This is a genomic window from Microvirga yunnanensis (genome assembly GCF_025460875.1).
The window spans coordinates 12,605-33,209 of sequence record NZ_JAMXFI010000085.1 but is presented as its reverse complement, the minus strand read 5'-3'; the positions used below and the strand labels follow the sequence as shown (position 1 = coordinate 33,209).

Sequence of the window (20,605 nt, the reverse complement as noted above, 5' to 3'; positions counted from 1 at the left end):
GCAGCCTGGAATTCTCCAAGCTCCTGGTGGAGAAGGCCGACGTGGCGGTGGCGCCCGGGATCGGCTTCGGCGAGCACGGCGACGATTACGTGCGCATCGCTCTCGTGGAGAACGAGCAGCGCATCCGCCAGGCGGCGCGCAACATCCGCCGGTTCTTCGACCATGCCGACCAGACACTCCACAACGTGGTGCCCCGATCAGCACCGGCAACGTAGGCTCACCAATCTCATACCCCACTTGGGCTGAGGGAACCCAACGAGCATTAGGGAGCGGTTGCGCTGCCCTGCTGAACCAGGAAGGCATCTCTGCCGTGCAGGATTACATCCGTAAGATCTTGACCGCTCGGGTCTATGACGTCGCGATCGAGAGCCCGCTTGATCCCATGCCGCGTCTGTCTCAGCGCCTGGGAAATCCTGTTCGGCTCAAGCGCGAGGATCTCCAGCCGGTGTTCTCGTTCAAGCTGCGTGGCGCCTATGCCAAGATGGTTGGGCTATCGCGCGAGGCGCTTGAGCGGGGAGTGATCTGCGCCTCGGCCGGCAATCACGCCCAGGGCGTGGCGGTTGCGGCTAAGAAGCTCGGTGCCAAGGCCACCATTGTGATGCCGCGCACCACACCGACGATCAAGGTCCAGGCGGTGAAAGGGCAGGGTGGTCGCGTGGTCCTGCACGGCGAGAGCTTCGATGAGGCCTATACCCACGCCCGTCAACTTGAGGAGGAGAAGGGCCTCACCTTCATCCATCCTTATGACGATCCGGACGTGATTGCTGGACAGGGCACTGTCGGCATGGAGATCCTGCGTCAGCATCCCGATCCGCTTGAGGCTGTGTTCGTGCCCATCGGAGGAGGTGGACTGGCTGCAGGAGTAGCCGTCTATGCCAAGTTCCTGCGGCCTCAGGTCAAGGTGATAGGCGTTGAACCGGAGGACGCCGCCAGCATGGCAGCTGCCCTTGCCGCAGGGGATAGAGTCATCCTGAACCAAGTGGGGCTGTTTGCCGACGGTGTCGCCGTGCGTCAAGCCGGTGAGGAGACCTTCCGGCTCTGTCGGGAGCTGCTCGATGAGGTGATCACCGTCAGCTCGGACGAGATCTGTGCGGCCGTGAAGGACATCTTCGAGGACACGCGTGCAATCGCCGAGCCATCCGGAGCCGTGAGTCTTGCCGGCCTGAAGAAGTACGTGGAGCGGGAAGGATCACGACCACACGGACTGGTGGCGATCAACAGCGGCGCCAACATGAACTTCGACCGGCTCCGGCACATCGCCGAGCGGGCCGAGATCGGCGAGCACCGGGAAGCCCTGCTGGCAGTGACCATCCCGGAGCAACCGGGAAGTTATCGTCGCTTCATCCAGCTGATGGGCAAGCGCTCCATCACTGAGTTCAACTATCGCTACTCTGATCCACGGGAAGCTCAGATCTTCGTTGGCGTGCAACTCTCGGAAGGCGACCTGGAAAAGCGCCAGATCATCGCCATGCTGCGGGAGCAGGGCTATCAAGTGCTGGACATGAGCGACAATGAGATGGCCAAACTGCACGTACGCTACATGGTCGGCGGACAAGCGTCTGGCCTTCAGGATGAGCTGATCTTCCGCTTCCAGTTCCCGGAACGGCCCGGAGCCCTTCTGAAGTTCCTCAATGGGCTATCCGGCAGCTGGAACATCTCGCTGTTCCACTACCGCAACCATGGTGCCGATTACGGCCGGGTGCTGGCCGGTATCCAGGTTCCCACTGCGGAGCGAGCGCAGCTCAAGCGCAGTCTGGATGAGCTTGGATACCCATACTGGGACGAGAGCGACAATCCAGCGTATTGCTCCTTCCTGAACCGTGGCGCCGCGGGTGCAGCCACCCGGAACTAAGGCTCCACTGCCCCCGCGCTCCTTCTCGGCTCCGGGATTGAGCTGGAAAGCGCTTTTCGGAAAGTTTCGGCAATCGGTCAGGTCTTATGAGGTAGCGTCGCTCTGGATGAAGCAGCTTTGTTAGTCGTAAGGGTAATAACAACACGGCCGTCCTTTGAACGCTCCAAACTGACTGGTTGATCCTCGTCGTCGGGAAGGTCTCTTTCCCTAAGATTATCGATTGAGGTCAGCGTGCGAGGCTGGCGGCTGGCTTGATCTTCCGCGTCCGCTTGCCACTCCTGGACTGAGAACTCAGACACAAGGGGAGGGCGAGTTGCATCTTGCCTCGCACAGGGGCTTCCGCAAGCCCAGCCCGCGTGAGCCATTGCTGGAAATGAAGGTTTGCGGCCCGTTGAGCCCTGCTCTGCGTATCCTCGATGCCATGCAATTGAACTCCAGCTGAGGCCGGAACATCGTTGAGGTACCAACGGAAGCGGCCTTGATCGCTTCCGTTCGAAACACGATACACCCGCGCAAACACATGAAGGTGCAGACTGCCCACCACATCATCAGGGCTGTTGTCGTCAGGAATGGTTGGCTTCCACCGCAGTGCCATCTCTCACCCTTCTCGGCGCCAGCTCTGACTACGCTGTAAGGGCTAAGAAGGTGTTATCGAGGTCGTAGACTCGTCTGCAGGCACAATAAAACTGGAACAGCCACCAGCAGGCTCAACGGCGTCGGCGCTCTCAGACCAGCCGCAGGCGCTCTGCATTGGCTTGGACGCGCCGTCGATAGCCGTTCACCACTTTATGAGCCGATCCACCTGCCGCAACTGTCATGGTGGCCTCCATGAAGGCGAGCATCTTCTCTGACATCATCAGCTGCGCTTCAGCAGGAGTGCTCTGACCCATGGCGATCTGCGCCATACGCAGGCCTATGACGCTCTGGGCTTCCAAGCCGAGAAGAGTTGTATCGATGGTCAGCTTCATCCAAGCCTCTATCATCGCATTATCTCCCAACTGACGGCTTAGTGAGCCAGCCATGAGGCTGGGCAGGTGAAGACGCTTGAACGCATCGGGACGGCTTGAACACCGCCACAAACGAAAAAGAACACCCAACGTGAGCCGGGTGTTCTGAACAAGCCGAAAGCGCCTGTCGTTACTTCGCGCGCGCTGTGGACTTCGCGGGAGCGAAGGTCGACTGCGCAGCGGAACGAAGGGCATTGAATGGCGCAAGGCTGTCCTGAGCCAGCTTCGCGTAGAGTTCACCGACCTTGGTCGATTGGGCAACGAAGCCCTCGTAGGCGCTCTTCACGTAGTCGGTCTGGATCTCGATTGCCTGATCGAGCGACCTGACACCCAGGAACTTCTGGAAAGTGGCGGCGCTCTGCTCGAACGACTTCTTGGCGTAGTCGGTCGTCTCGACGGCGATGGCCTTCGTGCCGGTGGAGGCGACATCAAATGCCTTCACGGTGGCATCGAAATTGTCCCTGCCGAACTTCTGAACGGCATCGATCTGCTGGTTCATGGGAGTCTCCAAAGCTGGGCGCGTTCGGCACCCATCACGTTAGCCGCGTCACAGTCCGGCTATGGGCTTATTGTGCATTGCACAATGAAAGTCAAGAGGGAAATTGTGCGCTGCAAAATAGGCCAGCACGAGTTGAAACCCGTGCCCTTGTGAGATCTGCGGCCAAGATGCCGCAACGTGTCCCTTGGATCCAATTGCACTGTTGCCCAGTTATGCTGCGGTGCGGTATGGATCTTGGTGCCTTACGGCTAAGGCTCGAGGCCTTTCAGCCACCCATCGGCACAAGTTCCGTGCGTCAGCCTATCTCGTTGCGTGCCTCCAAGAGAGGCTTTTTCACTCTAGGAACGCGGTCCTGGCCTATCGATCGGCGCAGCCAGCCTGCAGGCCGCCCATCATCGGGATCGCTCCGTCCATTTTTGCGAGGAATAATGACCGCCAACCGAACTATCGGCCAAACTCCGCCTGATCAGGCCAACGAACTCTTTGCCCAGATCCTCGACACCTCCCATGAGGCCATCGAACTTCGCAAACAGCTGCTTGCGGCGCTGAACCAGGAGCTGGAGCTTCTGGCGAACCTGCAGGAACAGCATCTCTTCCCGGTGCTGGAGCAGAACCCTGAGACGGTGGACCTGGTCCGTGGCGCCCGCGATGATCATCAGCAGACCAGGGCTCTCCTGAGCGAGCTCGGGACCACCCCGAAGGACAGCGATGCGTTTCTGGCCAAGGTGGCAGAGTTGCGGAAGGTGTTCCAGCAGCACATCCGCAATGACAAGAACGAGTTGCTGCCGGTGGTGCTCAAGGTCCTGAGCGAGGAGGAGGTCGAGGCTGTCGTCGAGAAGGTTGAGGAGGAGGTCGCGGAAACCCGCCAAGCTGCCAGTGAGCCGCGGCGGAGCCGCCGGGGGCGCAAGTCGGCCGAAACCGCCGACACAGGCCCAACCTTGCTTGCGGCTGTCGAGGCTGGCTCGAAGGGCGTCAGGGTCATCGAGCCGTCGGTGTCCGAGGTTGTTGAGACCAGTGCCCAGGCTGCATCCGAGTTGGGCGGCCGCTCGCTGGAACGTTTGAGCCAGGGGACGCAGATGCTGGCCGATCAGGTGCCGGACTATCTTCAGGCGGTGGCTCGATCCAACAGGATCCTGGCCAGCGGGGCCGGGACCATCACGCTGGAATGGTTCGGGCTCCGGCAGGAGCGCCTGCTGAAGAACCTGGAAGGGATCACGAATCTTATGGGCTGCCGGACGATCCCGGACTTCGTGAGCCTCCAGAGTTCTCTGGTTCGTGGCAATGTTGAGCGCATGCTCGAGAACAGCCAGCGCCTGGCGCAGCTCACCGCTCAGGTGGCTCAGGAGGCGACTCGGACCCTCACGGCACAACCCGAGCCTGGCCGGCGTGCTCGCTAAGGATTTGTCCTGACGACGCTCCCGGCTCGCGAGCCGGGAGCACCACATCAGGGATCGGGCCACACCGCAGGGCTACCCCGTGCCTCCGCTGCCCTTCGATCGCGTGTGTATCCTGGCGTGAGACGCTCTTGTCACGAACTCTCCCAAGCGGGTGCGCATGCGACTGAAGCTTCCGATCGCCCACCTGCTGAAAACCCAGCGCCGCTGGGAGAAGGCCCTCGCCAAGGCTACGGCGACGTCGCGCAAGCTCATCATCAAGCCACGTAAGGTCCGCCCCAAGAAAGACAAACTGACGGAGGTCAGCTCCTTTGGGACCAATCCGGGCAATCTCCGGATGCTGACTTTCGTGCCGCCGCAGTTGCCCGGCAGCGCGCCTCTGGTCGTGGTGCTGCATGGCTGTCTGCAGACGGCTCGCGACTACGACGAGGGCAGCGGCTGGTCGACGCTGGCCAAGCGGCATGGCTTTGCGCTGGTCTATGCCGAGCAGACCCGAGCCAACAACCCCAACCGCTGCTTCAACTGGTTCCAGCCGCACGATGCGCGGCGGGGCTCGGGGGAGGCCTTGTCGATCCGACAGATGGTCACCCGCATGCGACGGACCCATAGCATCGACCCAGCCCGGGTGTTCATCACGGGACTCTCGGCAGGCGGCGCCATGACGTCGGTGATGCTGGCCACTTACCCGGAGGTCTTTGCCGGCGGCGGCATCATTGCCGGTCTTCCCTATGGCGCGGCGGCCGGCATGCGCCACGTCATGTCCGCCATGAGGAAGCCGCGGGCGCGCACCGCCGAGCAATGGGGTGACCTCGTTCGCGCCGCCTCGTCCTATGCCGGCCCTCGCCCGACGGTGTCGATCTGGCATGGCACAGAGGACCGGACCGTTGCGGCCTCCAATGCAGCCGCGTTGCTCAGCCAATGGACCAATGTGCATGGTGTCAGCGAGGACGTGTTTACTCAAGCGATGCTCGCGGGCCACCGCCAACGCACCTGGTCGAACCGAAAGGGTGACACGGTCATCGAGCTGTACCTGATCGATGGCATGGGCCATGGCACGCCGGTGCGCCGGACGAAGGCTCAGGCCAAGGCAGGAGGAGCCAGGCCATTCATGCTTGATGTCGGCATCTCATCATCGCTGCATCTGGCGAAATCGTGGGGTCTTGTTCGCCGGAGGACAGCCTCCCGCCGGACCTGAGCGGCAGTCCAGTCCCCGAGCTATCAAGTGGTGCTCAAGGCCGGCTTTACCTTGGAAGGATCGTATCCGTAAGATGGCCATTAGCTCCCAAGCACAGCAGCACACCAGAGGCGGAGTAGCTCTGATCGTTTCAGCGCGAACTCAGCAGATGGCAATGGCAGAATGGACAGACAGGGTCTGCGATATCGTTTCGAGTGGCATTCACTCGGGCTGGCTCACCTTGGGCTTGTAGATAGGATGTCGGCTACCCCATAAGGCTCTGAGTTGTAAAAACAGTGACATCTGTCTTGTCACAACGCATGGAGGGTCTCGCTCACTCACTCCTTTGAGGGCGACTTCGCCTTTAGACTAATCATCCTTTGTGAGGAACCAGTATGTTAGAGAGCTCGCAACTGTCTCGACGATTCTCATCGAGAAAAGTCAGAGAGTTAGCAGAATCCAAGGAACTATTAGATGATGTAAAAAATTGACAGATTTACAGGACATAGCTTGTAAAGATTGACACTTGGACCTTAACTCGCCTTCACGGTCCTGAACACGCCCGCTACTTCCTCGTTCAACCTTCACAGAAACGAGGATACGACCGTGACGTACCAAGATCAGATCACGCAATCTCAGATGATCATCGAGGGCCAGAGCACCTGGAACGGCATCGACCCAGAGTCCGTCGCTCGGATGCGGCTGCAGAACCAGTTCAGGACCGGCCTCGACATCGCGCGCTACACTGCCAGGATCATGCGCGAGGACATGGCGGCCTATGATGCCGACCAGTCGCGCTATACTCAGTCGCTCGGCTGCTGGCACGGCTTCATCGGCCAGCAGAAGATGATCTCGATCAAGAAGCATTTTGGCTCGACTAAAGGCCGTTACCTTTACCTCTCCGGCTGGATGGTGGCCGCCCTGCGCTCGGAGTTTGGCCCGCTGCCCGATCAGTCGATGCATGAGAAGACCAGCGTTCCGGCGCTCATTGAGGAACTCTACACCTTCCTGAGACAAGCCGACGCCCGTGAACTGGGACTTCTGTTCCGTGACCTTGATGCCACCCGCGAAGCAGGCAACGGGCTCAAGGAGCGTGAGATCGTCAACGCCATCGACAATCACCAGACCCATGTCGTGCCGATCATCGCTGACATCGATGCAGGCTTCGGCAACGCCGAGGCAACGTATCTCCTTGCCAAGAAGATGATCGAGGCTGGCGCCTGCTGCCTCCAGATCGAGAACCAGGTTTCGGACGAGAAGCAGTGCGGTCACCAAGACGGCAAGGTCACCGTTCCGCACGAAGACTTCTTGGCCAAGATCCGCGCCATCCGCTATGCCTTCCTCGAACTCGGCGTCGATGACGGCCTGATTGTCGCCCGCACCGACTCTTTGGGCGCTGGCCTCACCAAGCAGATCGCCTTCAGCCGTGAGCCCGGCGACATCGGTGATCTCTACAACAGCTTCCTCGATTGCGAGGAGATCACGCCGGAGAACTGCACCAACGGTGATGTGGTGATCAACCGCGATGGCAAGCTGATGCGCCCAAAGCGGCTGCCGAGCAACCTGTTCCAGTTCCGTCCCGGCACCGGCCAGGACCGCTGCGTGCTCGACTGCATCACAGCGTTGCAGAACGGTGCGGACCTGCTGTGGATCGAGACCGAGAAGCCGCATGTCGAGCAAATTGCTGGCATGGTCGACCGCATCCGTGAGGTCATCCCGAACGCGAAGCTGGTCTATAACAACTCGCCGTCCTTCAACTGGACCATCAACTTCCGCCAACAGGTCTACGATGCTTGGGAGAGGGCGGGTAAGGACGTGTCGCAGTACGACCGCGCCAAGCTGATGAGCGTGGACTATGACAACACGGAACTGGCCGAGGAGGCGGACGAGCGCATCCGGACGTTCCAGGCGGACGGTGCCAAGCGCGCTGGCATCTTCCACCACCTGATCACGCTGCCCACATACCATACGGCCGCGCTCTCCACCGACAATCTGGCCAAGGAGTACTTCGGCAGCGAGGGCATGCTCGGTTATGTGCGCAACGTCCAGCGTCAGGAGATCCGTCAGGGCATCGCCTGCGTGAAGCATCAGAACATGGCCGGCTCCGACATTGGCGACGATCACAAGGAGTACTTTGCCGGCGAGGCGGCCCTCAAGGCAGGCGGTGCTCACAACACCATGAACCAGTTCGCGGCCTAAAAGACCGGCGGACGGAGCTGTGATCGAAGCAGACACTCGCCCGTTGTACCTCGCACCCGCGTTTTACGAAAACTTGAAGACACAGAGACCGCAAACGTCCCGGTAGAGTGAAGACTTTCATAGGAGTGAAGCACATGACGATCTCAGAAAAGCCACAACTGAAGAGCCGCTTCGAAGACGCTGCCAGCTCGATGTCTCCTGATCAAGAGGGCGCTATCCGGATCCTTGCCAATGAACTCCATCGCGTCAACGAGGCAGTCATGAACTGCGTCAACCATGGTCTCTCGATCGAATTGCAGAGGGTCAAACGCTGCCATTCTGAGGGGGGATACTGGGGCGATATGATCGTGCCGGTGATCGTGAAGCAAAGTGAGAAACAGAGTTAGGCGAATTGAAGAGCGGGTCGGGTAAGGCCGTCAGGTGGTGTTGTGATGTCGAAGACTTCAACTCGCAACCACCGCCCGGCGGCACTCGGACCTGATGATCGCAATTGGCCATGTGGCTGCTCTTGCCGGTGCCTGCGTGGATTGAGATGCAGTTTGCGTCTGGAACGAATCAGCACCTGCTCCACCCAGGTCCAATTCGCCTCTGGAACGTCTGAGTTCATCCCGAACAGGACTGTGAGGAGAGGTTGAGAGGACTGGCCATCCAGGCACCAACACAACTCGGAGGGCAGAGTTGCCCTAGGGATCGGCTGCAGATCAAGGGACCTGCTCCCTTCAGCAGAGCCAATTTGACTTTCTGAATCTGGCAGAGCTCTGCACTTGGCTGATCGCCTTTAGGCGACATGGAAGGAGGAGCAAACTCGGAGGAGCGTGCCATGGCCCGCTATTATTTCGATGTCCTGAACGGGAAGCAATTCGAGCGGGATGGCGAGGGCTTCGAGTTTGACAACCTCTACGCGGCTGTGCAGGCGGCGGCACGCTTGGCGGCTGAGATTGGAACAGACCGGCTGGCTAGGAGTGATACAAGCCATGTTGTTATAGAGGTGAGAGACGAGCAGGATCAGCGGGTCTGTACCGTGACAGCGTCGATGACAATCGACCGGCATGACAAATTGCCTCGGACGTATCATCCCTGGAGCGCATAATCTGGACAAGTCCGCCGTTATCAAAGCGAACCTGGGAAGATGATCCCGGCTCTCTCGAAGGTAATCAGGAGCATCAACACGTCTGCCGATCAACACCCGGTATCATCGTCCCGGGCTTGGGGATTGGCTCAAACTCGTGCTGGCGCAATGTGTTCCTAGGCAAGCCAGCTCGCCGGAGATAAGCTTCGGCAGGCGTGAGACGATGCAGGAGCAGCTGGGATGGTGTTGAAGAAGCAGGTCCTTGCGATCGAGGATGTCTATGTGCCTGTGAAGCGCCGCCAAACCCTGGACCTGTAGAAGGTTGAGGCTTTGGCCGAGAGCATGATGGAGAAGGGGCAGGAAGCCCCTATTCTCGTGCGACCGGACGGCCAGAGGTTTGTTTTGGTAGAGGGATTGCATCGGCTGGAGGCGTGCAAGGCTCTCGGAGAGACAACCGTCCCAGCGTACTTTGTGCAGGCTCGTCGGCACTGAGGTGCAACGAGGAGTGGGCTGATCCCTTCTCTTAGCGTCGGCGTCGAAGGCAGTACCATGCCACCCCAACTTGCCTTTTCTCAATAAGACAGAGGTCAGAAAGGCCATCACTTCATGACGAACAATCCGGGCAAGCAGGCTCCATCGACGAGGCACAGGCAGGAAGACTGGGACGAGGCATGCGACGCCTACCTGCTCGAAAATGCCCCCGGCTTGAAAGATCACTATGCAGCCCAGCACCAAGCCTTCCTCCAGATTGAGGAGGACGCGCGCTTGCGCCATCCAGACCTAACGCCGGACGACATCGCGGCAGCTGAAGCGGCGGAGGCTGCTCTTCCATCCAGGAAGAGGACGGAGCTACAACTGCGTCGCAGCTTCGTGCCGCTGACGGCTTACCTTCCCAGCGAGGTCAAGCGCAGCAGGAAGCGCTTCATTCAGCGGCATCAGCGCGCCTGGAACCGCACCAACCCGTCCCCTCTAACCTGGGAGCTCGAGCGCACGCTCACGGCAGACTTCAGAAGAAGTTACAGGCAGTGACGGCCCATGGGGTAGGGGACGTGGAGGGCAACCGACAGGGGTCCGTTGCCGTTACATGCCTAACCGTCCGTGAGGTTGAAGTAGTAGCGGGCTGGAACCGAAAGACCGGGCGTGGCTTCTTCCCAGGAACCCGCTGACGGTATGCCGGCGGCAAGACTCTCAGTCGACATCGGCTTGCCTTTGATGATGGGTGCCACGTGTTGCCCCGCCTTATTGGATTACTGGGGATGAGACACTGTCGAGTTCCACCCAGCCGGTACAGGTCGGGAGTGCGGGAACGAGGTAGGCTCGGCCCCCTTGAATGGTCTCAACCCGGCACGGGTAGGTTCTCCGGTCGCCTGGAGGACGGTACAAGACGAGACTGCCAACGGCGAGATGATCCGATGAAGGCCCCTCAGAGCTGACGATGGCACCCGTATCGAGCGGCTCGCCGGCATTCGGCTCCGGGCCGATGTTTTGCTTGGCCGTCCGAACGCGCTCAAGCGCAGCAATGGCCAGACGGGCTAGGTCGCGATACCGGCTCATGACGAGTTTCAGAGGACCCTGCTCATTCCCTGCATGCCAGGACAGGCCGCCCGCTCTTGCGAGCTCGGCCGCAACTGCCTCAACTTCATCCTCTGCCATGTGCCCCCCGGCGCAATGAACCCCTGCGGTTAAGCCTTAAGGCTCGGGTTCAGTTCCGGACGACAAAAGTCGCAGTCCGCGGCAGACCGTCCCCAGCCAGAGATGACTAACGCCGGCGAATGCCAGGTTCACGACCAATTCGCCCGAGGCTGCTGGCAGCATCAGGCCCGCAACGACGCTCGAGTTTTACTGGTCTATCGTTAGAGTTCTATCAATGAATGGAAGTTCGGTCTCGGTTCCACTGACGGGCAATAGCCTTTGGCGGCGTTCCCGCGGTGGCTGTGGTCGGCAGCTCCGGTTTCCCAACCTTGCTTAATCGAGACCCACCGTCTTCGGCGTGCTGTCCTCAACCTCCAGGACAGTAGGCGAGAAGGTGGGCTGCTCAGCCTCGAGCTGCTGCAGGGCGAGCCCGCGCCAATACTTGATTTCCGCGGTGTCCTTGCCGGCCCGCTCCTCAGCAAGGATCTCCTCCCAGCCCGGGCCCTGTTCATCGGCGAGCTGCTGGGCTCGAGCGGTGATTTCCTCGTCCGAAAAGCGCTCTGTTGCCATGAAAGCTCTCCCTGCCACGCAGAGGGATGATGGCGGCGGAGTGTGACCGGAAGGTGATGAGCCGACGGACCTGCCAATGATGGCTATTCCGGGATTGAGCATGAATACGTTAACCACTGCTCAGGCAAGTTCAGTACCTTCCACGCTGGGGCAGGATGGAATGAACGTATGGACAACCACCAGAGGGTCTGGAACGCCATCGACGTCATAGCCCACCGCGCTGGACTGAGCACCTCCGGGCTGGCCAAAGCCGCCGGCATGGACCCAACCGCCTTCAACCGATCCAAGCGGGTCGACGGGCACGGGCGGCCACACTGGCCAAGTGTGGAGACGATCCAAAGGGTGCTCGATGCGACTGGCACCACGTGGTCCGAGTTCGCTCGTCTGGTCGAGGCAGGCCCAACCGCAGCCGAGAGCGAAGAAGCAACGACCCCGGTCTCATAAGGAATATCATTGCCTGATCGGGCTGGGAGCCGGCAGTCTGGCATAGACGAACCGCCGCTGCCACGAGCACAAGCTGGAGCCGAACCTACACCTCGCGCCGCACAGATGTGAAAACAGGGACATGAGCATGGATGTTGTTGGGGATGACAATCCAATCGGGGAGGGAAGGTCGTCCTCAATCCGTCGTTAACCATACCACTCTCATCGTGGTTGATGGGGCGAGCGCACATGCGGAGGTGGGTAGGCATCATCTTCAGCGCAGCGAAGGATGCGGATTTACCGCCTTGGCTGCTCTGGAAACAAAGGTGCAAATCCGCCTGAAAATGCAGACAGAACCAAGGCTACGATGATCGATCTGTTCGAAATGTTCCAACCAGCAATCAATGTTCTGTTGAAGCTGCAACCCCTCATCACAGCACCCGAGCTGCTTCCGTGGATGGGATCAGCCGTCGCGATGCTGCTCGTGACAGTCCTGGTGCCGGTGATCAGGTGGCGCAGACAAGCGGCTGCCATGGAGTGGCGCAGGACGTTGGCAGCCCGGGCAAGGGCCTGAGCCTAGCGTTCCGGGATCAAGCGGATGATGGGAAATGCACGACCTCGATCATCCCGCTCGGATCGGCCGATCTCCAAAAATCCCATGCGCCTGTAAAGGGACCGCGCTGCATCATTCTGCTCGTTGACGTTAACGGACAGGTTCGGCGCCATCTGGCGCGCATACGTGACCAGCGCGCACCCCACTCTTTTGCGATGCTGCTCGGGCGCGACGAACAGCGCATCAATCTTGTCCTCTGTCATGCCCATGAAGCCGGCCACCTTTCTCAATGAGAACGCCCCAACTGAAGCCTCTTCCAAACTTCAGTCAGGGCGCATGCGATGCCGGTTGCAACACCACACAATCATCCCACTCTGCTCCCGATCAGCGTCAACGATGATCGAAACAGAAGCACCGCGGCTGAAGGTCGAGCACCAGACCTTCTACGGTGGCGCGATAGGTTTCGATATTGCACTGGGCTATGATTGCAGATCGTGACAACGGAGGCGTGCCCGAGCCTAGTGCTCTGGATTAATTGCAGACCTTTGGAGTGCCGCTTCCCCTTCTCGCTTGAAACTGTTGGTTAACCATGGAAGCGCATGCTCTTCCATGTGCTTCAAGGGCTGGGCGGGCTTCCTCTTACCTGGAGACGGTTGCTCATGGCGGAGAATCGGTTCACCGACACGATTGAAGAGAAGTTGGCCCTGATCTCGCCAACTGTGAAGGCCATCGAGTTCGGAGGAGAGCTGCCCTACCTCCGCGAATTGCAGACGCTCCTCAGACAGCACCTTGCAAGCCTTGTGGTCTTGTTCGAGCGAGATCCCGGCCTGGATGCCGCAACAACTGATTTGTATGCGGCAGCGGCTGCTGTCGTGAACGACACCACCAGAGCCTCTCAGCCCCTCGTCCGAAAACGCCGCCTGCTCAAGGAAGCCCAAGTCCGCTTCCAGGAGCGCATCGCGACCGCACGCCCGAATGGAAGAAGAGCCTGCGCGGATTGGCGACAGAGGGAGCTCTTTCGTGCCGCCTGATCCAGGCCCGGGTTCCGCCTCAGCCCTCAATGGGCCGGAACCCAATCGCCTGCGCTTCCCGCCGCAGGAGTTGCTCGTCCGTTGTGGCCGATTGCGCCATCAGTCACAGGATCCTGTGCTGCCCCAAGATCCTGTGAATTCGTTCTATCATGGTTATTTAGGCCGTGGCCTTCTGGTGATTGCAATCTTGGGTGGCAAACCCTTTGCCCATCGATTGACCAGTAGATTGCCCGCGCATCAGAAGGATCTCACCCACGGCGAAAGCTGCAACCAAGACGACAGCCAAGAAGGCGCCGGCCCGCAAAGCGGCCGCATCGAAAGCAGAACCAACTAAAATGGCCAAAACTGCCGACGCCGTTGCCAAGAGATCTGCGAAGGCCGCAGCACCGAAGGCGTCGGTCAAGGCAGGCCCTAAGGGCGCAAGGAAATCCACTGGCACCTCGGCTAGCGCGATCCTGACCCTGCGCCACATTGCCGAGCAGCTGTCGGAAGTGCACGAGCTTCCCAAGCGCCAAGCCAATGAAATCCTGACCCAGGTCATCGAGATGATCGCCAAGAGCCTGAAGAAGGGCGACAAGATCCGCCTGAGCGGTCTCGGCATTCTTCAGGTGCGCAAGCGGGCCGCCCGCACCGGTCACAACCCGCAGACTGGCGAGCCGATCAAGATCAAAGCCTCCAAGAAGATCGCCTTCCGACCCGCCAAGGAGCTCAAGGAGGCGGTCTAGCCGGGAGCCGCAACCGGATGGCTGAAGCGACACACACCCCGCCGACACGCTAGCGGGGTGCTCTTGGTGTTGTGTCCGCTCAGGAGAGATGCTGCGCGAAGTGCTTGTTCATCTCGAACATTCTCACCTTGTCCTTGCCTCCAAAGATGGCTCGGAGCTTGTCATCCGCCAGGATCTCGCGCTTGTTCGCAGGGTTCTGCAGATCGTTGGCCTTGATGTATTCCCAGACCTTGCTTACCACCTCTGTCCGCGGGAGCGGAGCGGATCCGACAACGGCCGCCAGTTCGGTCGACGGCTGCAGCGGCTTCGCCAGCGCGGGATTTAGCTTCTTGGCTGCTTTGGCTTCGGTCATTGTAAAACTCCTATACTTCGCCTCACTGCCATCTTCAGGCGCAAAGGGGCGGGACCATGGCCAGCAAGGACTGAACACTTCCTTAATCCCGCTTCGATCGAGCAAGTGTCGAAATCAATGTTTCAAATGGATGGTCCGGCCATCACCATCCACGTCGTTTGGCCTGTGGCTTTGCCATCATCTGCCGCATCGCTTCTTCTGCCCGAGCTCTCGCTTCTGCATCGTTACTAAGGTTGCGGACTTCCGACGGCTCCTCTTGTTGGTCCAAGCCATGTTTGCGAGCCCGCCACTGCTTCGCCTGGGCGGCGGTGGCCGCCGCGTTGGCCAGCTTCTCCAATCCTTATCGAAACTTCCCATCCCGACACGCGAGCAGCTTTGCAGCTTTGGCGATCGTGAGCGGACGTGGAGGATGAACGACCGGAAGCCGGGGAGGTCGACGCAAGACGATCCCCTTCGCGCGAAGCGCCTCTTCGACCCTGGACTGTAACTCCCGGGCGGCTTCATGAAGCTTGTGCGCCGGATCGTGGGACTTGGGCCCAGTCTTGATGTAGCGTGTCTCTGTCGGCTTATCGAAGTCGCGGGCTGCATCGCACACGAGCCTGACCCGCTGTGCGATGACCAGCCCCCTCCGCTCCACTTCATCCGCGAGGTTCGTCAGGCTGTGACTGTAGGGCGGCCTGCCCAGTTCATTCTCCTCAATGCCTTGAAGCCTCAGATAAGCCTTCAGGAATAGTTCAATGGAGTGGAAGTACAGAAACCGCACTGGCTCCTCATAGAACCCGCCCGATGGCCTCAGAGCGGCTTTCAGGACGGCTGCATCGTGCAGATAGGCATGAGCCAGGTTGAACCATGCCATCGGTGTTTCGCTCACGCCTGCCCTCTTCCAACTACGTGCCCTTATAGCCATAGCGGCACTCCTAACGGCAGCGCCAAGTCGTACGGTAACCAGAAATTGCGATTTCAATGAGGAGCACTTAAATCTTGTACCTATGAAGGCTGCGCTTGGATCGTCAGCACTCCACTGGCCACAAAGTCCAGCCTGACGTACTCCGTCCACTCAAGCACGACCAACAATATCTCCAGGCAAGGCGCACGGCACCCGGTGGTCATGAGACATCCTGCTGATTTCGGGTTGTTGTCGTTCGATGGCGTCGGCGTGACTGGCATCTTGCCGATCTGCCGCTTGCAGCCGCTTGCACATGGGAGCCCCTTTCCCTGTGATCCACTTAGCGCACCAACATTGTGCGAAGGTCGCTTTGCGTATGGGATAATGATGGCAGGCTGTAAGGAACTCCGCCAGCGAGTTCGGGAGGGCGGGGCTCAAGCCACCTCGTTCTGGGCTGAAGCCTCTGCCACTTTCGTAAAGGCCACGTTAACCAACAGGATCTATCGTGTTCGGGTTGCGTTTAGACGGCAGTATCGGCGGCTGGTGATGAGACCACGCCACAATGAACCGAGCGTCGCGAGCGTTAAGCATCACCGAATGAGCCCTCTTGCACGGGGAAGGTGAGCATCCGATATGCGGGAACCGCACTGACAATATCGAGTTCTGACCACCTATGCTCCACAAGCGAGCGTAGTGAGTGCGACATGTGCAACACAGATGAAGCATGGTCGGTGGCTCAAGGAGACCGTTTTCGAATGACGACGACAAACAATGCTCTGAGCTTCCAGGCCGGTGAAACGGTCGTGTATCCCGGCCATGGCCTCGGTGTGATCACGGGAATCGAGAAACAAGAGGTGGCCGGTTTCAAACTGGACCTCCTCGTGCTTTCACTCGACTCGGGAAAAGTCACGGTTCGCATTCCCGTCGCAAAAGCGAAAGGCAGCGGCTTGAGAAAGCTATCTGAACCGGCCGTCGTCAATGAGGCTCTCGAGATCCTGAGTGGAAAGGCTAGAGCCAAGCGTGGCATGTGGAATCGCCGAGCGGCGGATTTTCAGGAGCGCATCAGCACTGGGCAGCTTGTTGCCGTCGCTGAGGTTCTGCGGGATCTGAACCGCGGGCCGCAGCAGGAAGAGGCCTCCTACAGCGAACGGCAGATCTTCGAGGGTGCCCTAGATTTCATGATAAAAGAGATTGCAGCGGTGAGGCAGTTAACCGAGACTGAGGCGCGTAAGCTCATTGAGCAGGGCCTAGCTGCCGCTCCCCGTTCCAGCAAACCAACCGAAGATGAAGCAGCGGCATAACTGCAGCTGCACGCGGTCTCGATTGCTGCCGAACGTCTCTCGTCCGCTGTACTCCAGTCCATCCTGATCGTACATTCCGACGGTCAGCCCTTGTCATTGATCGCTCAGACGTCCCTCCAACCGCTACCATCGCCGATAAGGCGTGTCGGAGCATGCTGTCTGCAGCAAGCTCCTTCCAGCCCTCAGGAGCGGACGCCCGCGCTCTGGCAACCATATTCAGGATCGCTCGGCCGAGGGGAACCAAGGTCATCCTGCTGGTGCGGCGGATGGGTGATGCTCCGCAGGACCTCAAGTGTGCCCGGACCAACGCCAGGGGTTGCAAGCCAGTGCCGATCCGGGATCTGAGCGATCTCATGCACGGTGGGCCAGCGCTCCTGGTATTCACCCAGGATCACGCGTCTCACCCGGGGCGCAACAGCGTCGAGGGGCAACAGCTCATCCAGCTGCATATGCCATCCTCCAAGCACAAGATGTCTGGATAAAGCCAACGGGCAATCGAGGCTGACGCAGGGCAAAATGCCGACCTTCTAGAGCTTTTCTCCTCACCTATACCTTTGGGAGCTTTGCTCTTCTGCCGTTTTGTCCGAAGGTCCACAGGTTGATCGCAAATACATTCGGGTTGAGGCCAGTAGCTCGCCGTCACTTAATAGGTCTATATTGAAAGTTGAAGGACAACATGCTTGTCCGGGACACTCACTGGGATACCAGAAGCTTTGCGCTTTATGGGGCTCTGCTCGGCCTGGTTGGAGGCATGATGCTCACGTTCTTCGATACCTTTTGGAGGCAGGTCCCGGATGACCATCAGGCCACGCACGTTCTCGTCGAAATGGTCATCTTTGTACTGGCTGGAGCAACAGTGCTCGCTGCCATCTCATCAATCCACAACTGGCTCCTGCGGTGCGGGTGAATTCACGAGATAGACAGTAGGAAAGTCTCTCAAGGTTGACATTGAGCGGGGAGCGCGCCGCAATAGCCCTCGTCCCTATGCCCGAATGTGCGACTGTGGCCGACGCCGCAATCTCGGCGTCAAGGAGTGGCTGATCATGAACGTCAAGGTCATCGGCCTGCTGATCGCTCTCTGCCTCGCCGCACCGGCAGCTGCCGAACTCGATACTCCGTTGCATCTGTATGGTCAGTTGTTCGTGGATGTGCAGATGCAGCGTGTCTTCCCCGATGGCAAGACCTTTGTCGACGCGCTGCCGAATGACGCACCAACCGCGATCGTGCAACGCTATGAGAATGAGCGGATTAAACCCGGATTCGACCTTCCCGCGTTCGTTCGCCAAAACTTCACCGTGCCGCTACCAAAGCGCAGCGCCTATCGCAGCGATCCCAGCCAGGATGTGTGCCACCACATCGATAAACTTTGGCAGGTCCTCGAACGCGGGTCCGACGGCGTGAATCTCAGTCCTTACTCCTCACTCCTGACGCTGCCACAGCCGTACGTCGTCCCGGGTGGACGCTTCGACGAGATCTACTATTGGGATTCCTATTTCACCATGCTGGGACTTGAGGAAAGCGGCCGCCATGATCTCACGACCAGCATGATCAAGAACTTTGTAAGCCTCATCGACCGGTACGGGCATATTCCCAATGGCAATCGAAGCTACTTCCTGAGCCGTTCGCAGCCTCCCTTCTTCGCATCCATGGTGGAACTTATTGCAGCCCGAAGCCGCGATCCTGCCACGACATATGCCGCGTTCCTGCCGGCTTTGAGCAAAGAATATGACTTCTGGATGGAAGGCGCCGACGCGCTTGAGCCTGGCCAGGCGCATCGCCGTGTCGTGCGCCTGGACGATGGCACACTGCTGAATCGCTATTGGGATGACCGCGACAGCCCACGCGAGGAATCCTATCGGGAGGATGTCGAAACAGCCGGCGCATCGAACCGACCGGCGGCGGAAATCTACCGTGATCTCCGGGCTGCCGCCGAGAGCGGGTGGGACTTCAGTTCGCGATGGCTCGCCGATGGCAAGTCGCTTGCCACCATCAACACCACCGCTCTGGTGCCGATTGATCTCAACAGCCTGCTATTTCATCTCGAGACGATCCTTGCCAAGGCCTATGCGGCATCCCGCAAGCCGGAAAAGGCCGCCGAACTCAGGGCACGCGCAGCGCTGCGCAAGGCGGCGGTTCAGCGTTATCTCTGGGACGCCCGCGAAGGCATGTTTACGGATTATCGATGGCGCGAGGGCAAGCTGACCGGGAAGGTGACGGCCGCCGGCTTGTCCCCGCTGTTCTTCGGGCTGGCCACCCAGGCGCAGGCGGATCGTGTGGCTCAGGTGGTGCAATCCCGCCTTCTGAAGTCTGGCGGCCTTGTGACCACCACGGTTCTGTCGGGTCAGCAATGGGATGCCCCGAATGGCTGGGCGCCCTTGCAGTGGATCGCGATCGAGGGCCTGAGTGCCTACGGCAAGCGAGCCCTTGCTCGGATGATCGCGCGGCGCTGGATCAGCAGGGTCGTTACCACCTATCGCAACACCGGCAAGCTCATGGAGAAATACAATGTAGTGAACCCTTCGCTCGCGGCTGGCGGTGGAGAGTATCCGGGCCAGGACGGTTTTGGCTGGACGAATGGCGTGGTGCGAAAATTACTCGTGATCGATGCTGGTTTAGTAACGGGCAGTCGTTGTGCGAATCCGGTCGCAAACGACAATCTACCTTCAGTCTTGCCGCAGTCCGGCAGGAGCCCGGATGCCGCCCGCTAGCATTGCATAAGGGCTCACAAACCAGTGCCACCGAGGGGCGCTGTGCTCCAACACCCTCAGGTGCACGTCCTATAAGGAGATCTGAAGGTCGACCCAACGCACTCTCCAGGTGAGTCGGACAAAGTCTGCAAGAACCCGTCGAGCATCCCAGGTAGTATGGTACTCAAGATACCCGCGATCGGAAGCAACCACCAGTGCAGGAAGCCCTTGAAGTAGGGAAGAGGTCACTAGAGAGGTTTTCAGGGTAACCTCAAGGGATTGTTGAACTACCCTTTCGGGAATTCCTTTAAAATATGCCTCTATCCCTTTGAGTCGATTGCGAAAGAGTCATGAGCATCTACGCTTAGAATTGGTCTCCAAGGGAGCCATAAGCGTGGAATGGGTGGTGGTAAAGCGTACAGGGGAAGGTGTCTGGTCAGTCTCCCACGAAGGGCAGGTGCGCTCAGTTCACTCCACGGAGGAGCAGGCCCTCTCTGCCGCGTTTGCCTTAGCCTCAGAGCGCAAGCGGCAGGGGTTTGAAGCCGTTGTCGTGATCGGACGGGAGAGATGAAGGCGATGACGCGCTCATATTCATACGACCGCCGGTTGCCCCGTGTAAGATGTCCTCAACATGGCTGACGATGATGACAAGCTCCTGGTAGCTCGTACAAAATCCCCTGCCACCGACAGCCTGTCGCGTGTGCTCGAATGGTTCGGTTTGCTGGCTGCGCTAGGGGCAATTGCCTGGGCCCTCGTTTACACGCTCGGGTAGTCGCCGAGTTGCAGACGTCCAAGGCTGGCAGGCTCTCTGATGATGACGGCTACGGCGCCAGGGCAGGGGCTCGGTGCACCTCGTCGAGATCTGGCCGTAGCATCACGCTCTCCTGTTCATTCGGGTCAGTTCGTGAGAGAACGGCGACTGCCTCATCCGGACCAGGGTTATAGGGCAGATGCGGGACACCGGCGGGGATGTAAAGATAGTCGCCAGCCTGCACGTTCAAGTGGTGCTCCAGTTGTTCGCCATACCACATTCCAGCCTGACCGCTGAGGACAAAGATTGCGGTCTCGTGGGCCTCGTGCAGGTGCGCCTTGGCCCGTGCTCCAGGCGGCATTCGCAGCAGATGCATGCAGATGCCACGCGATCCGACACTCTCCGCTGAGATCCCGGCGAAATAGGTGAGGCCCTGGCGTCCCTCGTAGCTGCCGTTGCCTCGCACGATGCGACACGTATCCTGGCCCGTCATCTTTTCG

Annotated in this window: 23 protein-coding genes and 1 pseudogene; 16 read left to right on the top strand and 8 right to left on the bottom strand. The window is 59.5% G+C overall.

From position 1 onward, the window contains the following. Both NF876_RS30215 and ilvA read left to right on the top strand, forming a co-directional pair. Positions 1-215, top strand: a pseudogene (locus NF876_RS30215) (aminotransferase); the annotation flags it as partial. Between the two features lie 95 nt (positions 216-310). Beyond that, positions 311-1,852 (top strand): threonine ammonia-lyase, biosynthetic, encoded by a 1,542-nt coding sequence (gene ilvA / locus NF876_RS30210; protein WP_262271960.1) that lies wholly within the window; start codon positions 311-313, stop codon positions 1,850-1,852. Positions 1,853-2,577: 725 nt separating this feature from the next. On the opposite strand, the gene NF876_RS30205 is transcribed toward ilvA, so the two are convergent. Beyond that, the gene (locus tag NF876_RS30205; protein WP_262271959.1) at positions 2,578-2,835 is read right to left on the bottom strand and encodes a hypothetical protein; all 258 of its coding nucleotides are present in this window, start codon (positions 2,833-2,835) and stop codon (positions 2,578-2,580) included. 154 nt (positions 2,836-2,989) lie between these two features. Further along, positions 2,990-3,358 (bottom strand): phasin family protein, encoded by a 369-nt coding sequence (locus NF876_RS30200; RefSeq protein ID WP_262271958.1) that lies wholly within the window; start codon positions 3,356-3,358, stop codon positions 2,990-2,992. A gap of 428 nt (positions 3,359-3,786) precedes the next feature. Here NF876_RS30200 and NF876_RS30195 point away from each other — a divergent pair, with 428 nt between their 5' ends. The 7 genes from NF876_RS30195 (at position 3,787) to NF876_RS30165 (ending at position 10,223) form a co-directional block, all read left to right on the top strand. Further along, positions 3,787-4,755: a phasin family protein gene (locus NF876_RS30195; RefSeq protein WP_262271957.1), complete on the top strand. Its 969-nt coding sequence runs from the start codon at positions 3,787-3,789 to the stop codon at positions 4,753-4,755. Between the two features lie 157 nt (positions 4,756-4,912). Beyond that, entirely contained in the window at positions 4,913-5,947 is a 1,035-nt protein-coding gene (locus NF876_RS30190; protein WP_262271956.1) for an extracellular catalytic domain type 1 short-chain-length polyhydroxyalkanoate depolymerase, read from the top strand. A 585-nt stretch (positions 5,948-6,532) separates the two neighbouring features. Further along, on the top strand, positions 6,533-8,125 hold the full coding sequence (locus NF876_RS30185; RefSeq protein ID WP_262271955.1) for an isocitrate lyase: 1,593 nt from the start codon (positions 6,533-6,535) through the stop codon (positions 8,123-8,125). Between the two features lie 134 nt (positions 8,126-8,259). Next, complete coding sequence (locus NF876_RS30180; protein ID WP_262265816.1) at positions 8,260-8,511, top strand: SMc00767 family acetate metabolism repressor; 252 nt, start codon at positions 8,260-8,262, stop codon at positions 8,509-8,511. A 434-nt stretch (positions 8,512-8,945) separates the two neighbouring features. Next, positions 8,946-9,215, top strand: a complete 270-nt coding sequence (locus NF876_RS30175; protein WP_262271954.1) for a DUF6894 family protein — start codon at positions 8,946-8,948, stop codon at positions 9,213-9,215. Between the two features lie 309 nt (positions 9,216-9,524). Beyond that, entirely contained in the window at positions 9,525-9,686 is a 162-nt protein-coding gene (locus tag NF876_RS43935) for a ParB N-terminal domain-containing protein (RefSeq protein WP_262271953.1), read from the top strand. A gap of 114 nt (positions 9,687-9,800) precedes the next feature. Next, positions 9,801-10,223, top strand: coding sequence for a hypothetical protein (locus NF876_RS30165; protein WP_262271952.1), 423 nt, complete (start codon positions 9,801-9,803; stop codon positions 10,221-10,223). A 936-nt stretch (positions 10,224-11,159) separates the two neighbouring features. Here NF876_RS30165 and NF876_RS30160 read toward each other — a convergent pair. Beyond that, positions 11,160-11,396, bottom strand: a complete 237-nt coding sequence (locus tag NF876_RS30160) for a hypothetical protein (protein WP_262271951.1) — start codon at positions 11,394-11,396, stop codon at positions 11,160-11,162. Positions 11,397-11,564: 168 nt separating this feature from the next. Here NF876_RS30160 and NF876_RS30155 point away from each other — a divergent pair, with 168 nt between their 5' ends. Beyond that, on the top strand, positions 11,565-11,840 hold the full coding sequence (locus tag NF876_RS30155) for a hypothetical protein (RefSeq protein ID WP_262271950.1): 276 nt from the start codon (positions 11,565-11,567) through the stop codon (positions 11,838-11,840). A gap of 346 nt (positions 11,841-12,186) precedes the next feature. Beyond that, complete coding sequence (locus tag NF876_RS30150) at positions 12,187-12,393, top strand: hypothetical protein (RefSeq protein ID WP_262271949.1); 207 nt, start codon at positions 12,187-12,189, stop codon at positions 12,391-12,393. A 2-nt stretch (positions 12,394-12,395) separates the two neighbouring features. On the opposite strand, the gene NF876_RS30145 is transcribed toward NF876_RS30150, so the two are convergent. Continuing rightward, positions 12,396-12,662 (bottom strand): GNAT family N-acetyltransferase, encoded by a 267-nt coding sequence (locus NF876_RS30145; RefSeq protein WP_507237400.1) that lies wholly within the window; start codon positions 12,660-12,662, stop codon positions 12,396-12,398. Between the two features lie 369 nt (positions 12,663-13,031). Here NF876_RS30145 and NF876_RS30140 point away from each other — a divergent pair, with 369 nt between their 5' ends. The 3 genes from NF876_RS30140 to NF876_RS30130 are packed head-to-tail and all read left to right on the top strand — an operon-like array spanning position 13,032 to position 14,128. Further along, positions 13,032-13,403: a hypothetical protein gene (locus tag NF876_RS30140; RefSeq protein ID WP_262271947.1), complete on the top strand. Its 372-nt coding sequence runs from the start codon at positions 13,032-13,034 to the stop codon at positions 13,401-13,403. Next, on the top strand, positions 13,393-13,737 hold the full coding sequence (locus tag NF876_RS30135) for a hypothetical protein (protein ID WP_262271946.1): 345 nt from the start codon (positions 13,393-13,395) through the stop codon (positions 13,735-13,737). The genes NF876_RS30140 and NF876_RS30135 overlap by 11 nt, the downstream gene beginning before the upstream one ends. 1 nt (position 13,738) lies before the next feature. Next, positions 13,739-14,128: an HU family DNA-binding protein gene (locus NF876_RS30130; protein ID WP_262271945.1), complete on the top strand. Its 390-nt coding sequence runs from the start codon at positions 13,739-13,741 to the stop codon at positions 14,126-14,128. A 79-nt stretch (positions 14,129-14,207) separates the two neighbouring features. Here the strand turns inward: NF876_RS30130 and NF876_RS30125 are convergent, their stop codons facing one another. Then, positions 14,208-14,480 carry an SWIB/MDM2 domain-containing protein gene (locus NF876_RS30125; protein WP_262271944.1) on the bottom strand — a complete coding sequence of 91 codons (273 nt, stop codon included), beginning with the start codon at positions 14,478-14,480 and terminating at the stop codon, positions 14,208-14,210. 340 nt (positions 14,481-14,820) lie between these two features. After that, complete coding sequence (locus tag NF876_RS30120) at positions 14,821-15,351, bottom strand: HEPN domain-containing protein (RefSeq protein ID WP_262271943.1); 531 nt, start codon at positions 15,349-15,351, stop codon at positions 14,821-14,823. 770 nt (positions 15,352-16,121) lie between these two features. Between NF876_RS30120 and NF876_RS30115 the strand changes: the two genes are divergently transcribed. After that, entirely contained in the window at positions 16,122-16,667 is a 546-nt protein-coding gene (locus NF876_RS30115) for a CarD family transcriptional regulator (protein WP_262271942.1), read from the top strand. Positions 16,668-16,849: 182 nt separating this feature from the next. Here the strand turns inward: NF876_RS30115 and NF876_RS30110 are convergent, their stop codons facing one another. Beyond that, positions 16,850-17,116, bottom strand: coding sequence for a hypothetical protein (locus NF876_RS30110; protein WP_262271941.1), 267 nt, complete (start codon positions 17,114-17,116; stop codon positions 16,850-16,852). Between the two features lie 594 nt (positions 17,117-17,710). Between NF876_RS30110 and treF the strand changes: the two genes are divergently transcribed. Beyond that, complete coding sequence (gene treF, locus NF876_RS30105; protein WP_262271940.1) at positions 17,711-19,375, top strand: alpha,alpha-trehalase TreF; 1,665 nt, start codon at positions 17,711-17,713, stop codon at positions 19,373-19,375. A gap of 800 nt (positions 19,376-20,175) precedes the next feature. On the opposite strand, the gene NF876_RS30100 is transcribed toward treF, so the two are convergent. Next, complete coding sequence (locus NF876_RS30100) at positions 20,176-20,598, bottom strand: cupin domain-containing protein (RefSeq protein WP_262271939.1); 423 nt, start codon at positions 20,596-20,598, stop codon at positions 20,176-20,178. Positions 20,599-20,605: the final 7 nt, after the last annotated feature.

Excerpts from the sequence above, each read along its gene's own strand:
- NF876_RS30205 (WP_262271959.1), bottom strand. The coding sequence starts at position 2,835 with ATGATAGAGGCTTGGATGAAGCTGACCATCGATACAACTCTTCTCGGC.
- NF876_RS30200 (WP_262271958.1), bottom strand. The coding sequence starts at position 3,358 with ATGAACCAGCAGATCGATGCCGTTCAGAAGTTCGGCAGGGACAATTTC.
- NF876_RS30195 (WP_262271957.1), top strand. The coding sequence starts at position 3,787 with ATGACCGCCAACCGAACTATCGGCCAAACTCCGCCTGATCAGGCCAAC.
- NF876_RS30190 (WP_262271956.1), top strand. The coding sequence starts at position 4,913 with ATGCGACTGAAGCTTCCGATCGCCCACCTGCTGAAAACCCAGCGCCGC.
- NF876_RS30180 (WP_262265816.1), top strand. The coding sequence starts at position 8,260 with ATGACGATCTCAGAAAAGCCACAACTGAAGAGCCGCTTCGAAGACGCT.
- NF876_RS30175 (WP_262271954.1), top strand. The coding sequence starts at position 8,946 with ATGGCCCGCTATTATTTCGATGTCCTGAACGGGAAGCAATTCGAGCGG.
- NF876_RS30165 (WP_262271952.1), top strand. The coding sequence starts at position 9,801 with ATGACGAACAATCCGGGCAAGCAGGCTCCATCGACGAGGCACAGGCAG.
- NF876_RS30160 (WP_262271951.1), bottom strand. The coding sequence starts at position 11,396 with ATGGCAACAGAGCGCTTTTCGGACGAGGAAATCACCGCTCGAGCCCAG.
- NF876_RS30155 (WP_262271950.1), top strand. The coding sequence starts at position 11,565 with ATGGACAACCACCAGAGGGTCTGGAACGCCATCGACGTCATAGCCCAC.
- NF876_RS30150 (WP_262271949.1), top strand. The coding sequence starts at position 12,187 with ATGATCGATCTGTTCGAAATGTTCCAACCAGCAATCAATGTTCTGTTG.
- NF876_RS30140 (WP_262271947.1), top strand. The coding sequence starts at position 13,032 with ATGGCGGAGAATCGGTTCACCGACACGATTGAAGAGAAGTTGGCCCTG.
- NF876_RS30130 (WP_262271945.1), top strand. The coding sequence starts at position 13,739 with ATGGCCAAAACTGCCGACGCCGTTGCCAAGAGATCTGCGAAGGCCGCA.
- NF876_RS30125 (WP_262271944.1), bottom strand. The coding sequence starts at position 14,480 with ATGACCGAAGCCAAAGCAGCCAAGAAGCTAAATCCCGCGCTGGCGAAG.
- NF876_RS30115 (WP_262271942.1), top strand. The coding sequence starts at position 16,122 with ATGACGACGACAAACAATGCTCTGAGCTTCCAGGCCGGTGAAACGGTC.
- NF876_RS30110 (WP_262271941.1), bottom strand. The coding sequence starts at position 17,116 with ATGCAGCTGGATGAGCTGTTGCCCCTCGACGCTGTTGCGCCCCGGGTG.
- treF (WP_262271940.1), top strand. The coding sequence starts at position 17,711 with ATGAACGTCAAGGTCATCGGCCTGCTGATCGCTCTCTGCCTCGCCGCA.
- NF876_RS30100 (WP_262271939.1), bottom strand. The coding sequence starts at position 20,598 with ATGACGGGCCAGGATACGTGTCGCATCGTGCGAGGCAACGGCAGCTAC.